Source organism: Mycobacterium sp. TH-M15 (assembly GCF_057473705.1).
The window spans coordinates 1-5,212 of record NZ_JBYCLB010000471.1 but is presented as its reverse complement, the minus strand read 5'-3'; the positions used below and the strand labels follow the sequence as shown (position 1 = coordinate 5,212).

Annotated in this window: 5 protein-coding genes; 1 reads left to right on the top strand and 4 read right to left on the bottom strand. The window is 69.8% G+C overall.

The window, feature by feature from the left end; genetic code table 11:
• From AC2VNT_RS11395 to AC2VNT_RS11380, 4 genes are all read right to left on the bottom strand, one after another.
• The coding region (locus AC2VNT_RS11395) for a bifunctional uroporphyrinogen-III C-methyltransferase/uroporphyrinogen-III synthase (RefSeq protein WP_486946957.1) at window positions 1-1,687 on the bottom strand (1,687 nt) is incomplete at its 3' end.
• 44 nt (window positions 1,688-1,731) lie between these two features.
• A complete protein-coding gene (gene hemC / locus AC2VNT_RS11390; protein ID WP_486946958.1) occupies window positions 1,732-2,658 on the bottom strand; it encodes a hydroxymethylbilane synthase in 927 nt (308 codons plus the stop codon).
• 43 nt (window positions 2,659-2,701) lie between these two features.
• Window positions 2,702-4,066: a glutamyl-tRNA reductase gene (locus tag AC2VNT_RS11385; RefSeq protein ID WP_486946956.1), complete on the bottom strand. Its 1,365-nt coding sequence runs from the start codon at window positions 4,064-4,066 to the stop codon at window positions 2,702-2,704.
• Window positions 4,067-4,174: 108 nt separating this feature from the next.
• Window positions 4,175-4,438, bottom strand: a complete 264-nt coding sequence (locus AC2VNT_RS11380; RefSeq protein WP_486946955.1) for a glutaredoxin family protein — start codon at window positions 4,436-4,438, stop codon at window positions 4,175-4,177.
• A gap of 191 nt (window positions 4,439-4,629) precedes the next feature.
• On the opposite strand from AC2VNT_RS11380, the gene AC2VNT_RS11375 reads away from it, so the two are divergent.
• Window positions 4,630-5,082, top strand: coding sequence for a hypothetical protein (locus AC2VNT_RS11375; RefSeq protein ID WP_486946954.1), 453 nt, complete (start codon window positions 4,630-4,632; stop codon window positions 5,080-5,082).
• Window positions 5,083-5,212 lie beyond the last annotated feature (130 nt).

The window sequence follows — 5,212 nt, the reverse complement described above, 5'->3', positions numbered from 1 at the left end:
TCTTGCGCGGCGGCGGCAGCGCGCCCTCGGCGCGCAGCCGGGCGGCGTGTTCGGCCCGCGCGTCGACCAGCGGGCCTACCGCGGCGGTCTCCGGCTGCACGTCGACCCGCAGGCCGAACTCGGCTGCGGTCTCGGCGGTCTTCGGCCCGATGCACGCCACGATGGTGCGCGCGTGCGGCTTGCCGGCGATGCCGACCAGGTTGCGCACCGTCGAGCTGGACGTGAAGCAGACCGCGTCGAATCCGCCGGTCTTGATCATCTCCCGGATCGACGCCGGCGGCGGCGCGGCCCGAACGGTGCGGTAGGCGGTGACGTCCTCGATCTCCCAGCCCCGATCCCGCAGACCCTCGGCCAGCGTCTCGGTGGCGATGTCGGCCCGCGGCAGCAACACCCGGTTCACCGGGTCGAAAACGCTGTCATAGGGCGGGAATTCGTCGAGCAAGCCGAGCGAGGACTGCTCCCCGGACGGCACCAGCTCGGGGCTGATGCCGAACGCGCGGACCCGGTCGGCGGTCGACTCGCCGACGCAGGCGATCTTGACCCCGGAGAACGCCCGGGCGTCCAGCCCGAACTCGTTGAACTTCTCCCAGACCGCACGCACCGCGTTGGTGGAGGTGAACACCACCCATTGGTACCGGCCGTCGACCAAACCCTTGACCGCCCGTTCCATCTGGGTGGGGCTGCGCGGCGGTTCCACGGCGATGGTCGGTACCTCGATCGGCAGCGAACCGTACTCCACCAGCCGCTCGCTCATCTCGCCGGCCTGGTCCTTGGTGCGCGGCACCAGCACCGTCCAGCCGTAGAGGGCGCGGCTCTCCCACCAGTTCAGTTTGGCTCGGTTGGCGACGGTCTTGCCGATGGTCACCACCAGCGGCCCCAGCGCCGGCTCCTGACCACTGACTGCGCCTGGCTGTTCCAGCCCGGTCAGCGTGGCCGGGTTGGTCAGCCCCTCCAGGCTGGACTCCACCGAACGCTGCGCGCAGGTGGTGCCCGAGGAGGTGACCACGCACGGGGTGGACTCGGTCAGGCCGTAGTCGATCAGGGTGCGCGCGGCCTCGGGCAGGCGCGACGCGGTGGCCTGCAGGATCAGCGGACCCGGCGCGGCGGCCAGCGCGCCCCAGTCCAGGTCACCGCGGACGTCGGCCACGGTGTGCGACGACCCCAGCGGCAGGCCGGCGTAGCTGGGCACCGCGCTGGTGGCGGGCAGGCCGGGCACCACCTCGAAGCTCACCGCGCTGCGGGCCACGGCGCTTACCTCGGCGATCACCGCGTCCACCGAGAACGGGTCGCCGGCCACCAGCCGCACCACGTCTTCGCAGCCGCGGGCCTCGGCGATCAGCGTCTTGGCCACGTCGGCCGGTTCACCCAGCGCCGGCCGGATGTCCGGGCCGCCCGGTGCGACCGGGGCTTCGGCGGCGGCGGCGTCAGCACCGGTTGCGCCTTCGGCATCGGCGGCCCCGGTCTTGGCGTCGGCGGCCGGCTTCGGGCCGGCGATCGGCGGCAGGTCGATACCGACCAGCGCCAGCACCGACTCGGGCACGTCGGGATCGGTGAACACACATGTGGCGTTCGTCAGCGCCGTTCGCGCCCGCGTCGTCAGCAGGCCGGGGTCTCCCGGACCCGAGCCGACGAACACGATGCGGCCCGGCTTCGGCTTCCGCCCCCGCGGGCTCAGTTGGCGAGCCATCTGTCACTCCCAGTCAGTTCTCGTCACGCCGCTACGCGGCACCTCTACCGCGCGTCCGCCATGAGTTCGCGCGCGCCTAGGTCGAACAGCTCCCCGGCCACCGAGACCCCGAGTTCCCGGGCCCGGTCGCGGGTGCCGATGCCGGACGCGCGGATCACGTCGGATCCGTCCAGCGCCGCCACGCAGCCGCGCAGCGACAACTCCTCGAAGACGTGTCCGTCCTCATCGATGGAGTCGACCACCTCGGCGATCGCGCCCACCGGTGCGGAACAGCCCGCCTCCAGTTCGGCCAGCAGGGCTCGCTCGGCGACGACCGCGACGCGGCTGTCGGCGTCGTCGAGTTCGGCGAGCACCGCCACCAGCTCGGCGTCCCCGGCCCGACACTCCACCGCGAGCGCACCTTGAGCCGGAGCCGGCAACATCTGCACCGGCTCCAGCGTCTCGGTGACGGCATCGAGTCGTCCCAGCCGGGCCAGACCCGCCCGGGCTACCACGATGGCGTCCAGATCACCACTGCTTACCCTGTTCAACCTGGTATCTAGGTTGCCTCGTAGGGGCCGGATTTCCAAACCGAGACCCAGTGCGCTAAGCTGCGCGGCCCGCCGCGGCGACGAGGTGCCCACTACCGACCCGGGTGGCAGCTCCCCGAGGGTAAGCCCGTCGCGGGCCACCAGCGCGTCACGCGGGTCCGCACGTGGCGGAATCGCCGCGATCACGAACCGCGGGTCGGCGGCGGTCGGCAGATCCTTGTGCGAGTGCACCGCGGCGTCCACCCGGCCGTCGGCGATGGCCTCCCGCAGCGCCGCGGTGAAGACCCCCACCCCGAGCGTCTCGATCGGGTCGGAGGACCGGTCACCGGCGGTGCTGACGATCACCAGCTCCGCGGCGTGCCCGTTGGCGATCAGCGCGTCACGGACGGTGCCGGCCTGGGTGGTCGCCAGAACGCTGCCCCGGGTGCCGATCCGGATCACCTCGGCCAAGACGTCTCCACTGCGGTTGTCGCGGTTGTCGCGGCTATCGCCCGGTAGCGGTTCCGGTGTCGGGAAGCGCCGGCAGCTCGCCGGCCGTCGCGACCGCATCCACCGCGTGCGGGTCGAGTTCGAACAGCTCACGCAGCGCCTCGGCGTAGCTGTCGCCACCGGGCGAGCCGGCCAGCTGCTTGACCCGCACCGTCGGTGCGTGCAGCAGCTTGTCCACCACCCGGCGCACGGTGCGGGCCACCTCGTCACGCTGGTCGACGTCCAGGCCGGGCAGCCGGTGCTCCAGGCGCAGCAGCTCGGCGGTGACCACGTCGGCGGCGCGCTGGCGCAGCGCGGTCACCGTCGGGGTCACCTCGGCCATCCGCTGTCCGGCGAGGTAGCCGGCGACCTCGCGGGTGACGATGTCGCGGGCGGCGTCGGTGTCGGCCGCGGCGGCCCGCGCCGACGGCTCGCGCTGCACCCGGTCCATGTCGACGACGCAGACCCCGGGCAGCCCGGCCGTCGCGGGGTCGACGTCGCGGGGCATGCCCAGGTCGCAGATCACCAGCGGCCGGGCGGTCTCGTCGCGGCGACCCTCGGTGAGCGCGTGGTAGACGTCGCCCAGCGAGACCACCGGCCGCACCGCGCCGGTGCAGCTCACCACGACGTCGGCGTCGGCCAGCGCGGCCGTCACCCGGTCCAGGGTCAGCGCTTCGGCCCCGATGCCGGTCTCGCGGATCTTGCGGGCCAGCCGCTGCGCCCTCGGCAGCGACCGGTTCACGACGCGGATGTGGCTCACCCCGGCGCGGCCGAGGTGAGCCGCCGACAGCGCCCCCATCGCCCCGGCGCCGATCACCACCGCGGTCTTGCCGGCCAGCCCGGGCTCGCCTAGCTTTGCCGCGGCCATGCCCAGCGCCACCGAGACCACCGACGCCCCGGCCGCGTCGATGCCGGTCTCGGAGTGCACCCGCTTGCCCACCGACAGCGCCTGCTGGGCCAGCTCGTGCAGCACCCGGCCGACGGTCCGGTTGGCTTCGGCGGTCGCGTAGGCCCGGCGCACCTGGCCGAGCACCTGCTGCTCACCGACCACCGCCGAGTCCAGGCCGCTGGCAACCGCGAACAGATGCTCGACGGCGGCCTCGCTGTAGCGGACGTAGGCGTGCTTGGTCAGATCGCCCAGCGACAAGCCGGAGTGCTCGGCGAGCACCTGGCCGATCACCGACAGGCCGCCGTGGAAGGCGTCGACCACCGCGTAGACCTCGACCCGGTTGCAGGTCGACAGCATCATCGCCTCGGTGACCAGCGGTGACTGCAGCACCTGGTCGACGATCTTGACCTGATCGGACTCGTCGGTGCTCAGCTGCTCGAGAACAGATACCGGGGCACTGCGATGCGACACCCCGAAAAGCAGCACGCTCACGGCAGCATCACCTGGCCTGCTCCTTCGCTGTCACCAGTGGAAACGCAGAACTCCACGGTAGACGCTAACCAGCGGGCCGACAAAATTCGCCGGCAGTGCCGGGGCCGCTCACCCGCGGGCGGCCAGATCCGCCCGCAGCCGCGCCTCGTCGACCTCCCAGTAGCCGTGTTCGCGGCCGTCGAGCAGTACCACCGGCAGCCGGTCGCCGAACTCGGCCCGCAGCCCGGCGTCGCCGGCCGCGGCGGCGGCGTCGACGTCGACGGCGGTGAGGTCGAAGCCGAGCTCCGCGGCGAGCGCGGTCAGCTGCTCATGCGCCCTGGTGCAGGCCGGGCAGCCGGCGCGGGTCAGCAGGTGCACCTGGGGACGGGGCATGGGTTCAGTGTGGCAGTTCGCACCTTCACAGGATGACTACCAACTTCATTGAGCAGCGATACCATCAGCTAATGTCTCACATACCACCGGGCGACAACGTTCCGGATGTGCAGCCCTCGGCTCCGGCTGCTCCACCCTATTGGCCACCCACACCCTTTCCCATGGTCCGCCCACCACGGCGGTGGCTACTCATGCTGACGTTGGCGACTGCGCTGATCGCTACAGGCTTAGCAGTCGCCGGGTGGTTCCGTCCGGCGCCCTCCACGTTGCCGACTACGCAGAACTTCACCAAACAGCAGATCGCTGATGCAAAGAAGGATGTTTGTTCGGCCTATACCATTGCTAAAAATGAGGTTTCGGTGAATTCTAACAAACCAAAACCGACGGGAGATGATTATCTCGGAGCGCTCACGACTGGCACCTTGGCTCGCCTGGCAGCATATGCCGCTGGTGATTACATTATTAGCCATCTCGCAGCCGAGCCAGCTACTTCTCCCGACTTGGCTGATGCGGTTCGATCGCTCGGTAATTTGTACAAGGACCTTGCAATTCATGCACTGAATGACGAGCCAACTTCCGAGTTGGCGACGACTTTGAATGCGATCAATGACGGCACTAGTCACGTGGATGAGCTATGCAAGTAAGTAAGACTCCATCGGGAAAAGATCAGACTTCCTGTCTAATGGGCGTTCCATAATGTTTCGTTAAGCAGCGCTAATGATCTGATAGTGCACGATAATTGATATCTACCTAATGGCTTTACTCGATTTGGAG

What these genes read in the sequence shown, in the direction of transcription:
- AC2VNT_RS11380 (WP_486946955.1), bottom strand. Translation starts at nt 4,438, where the DNA reads ATGCCCCGTCCCCAGGTGCACCTGCTGACCCGCGCCGGCTGCCCGGCC.
- AC2VNT_RS11375 (WP_486946954.1), top strand. Translation starts at nt 4,630, where the DNA reads ATGCTGACGTTGGCGACTGCGCTGATCGCTACAGGCTTAGCAGTCGCC.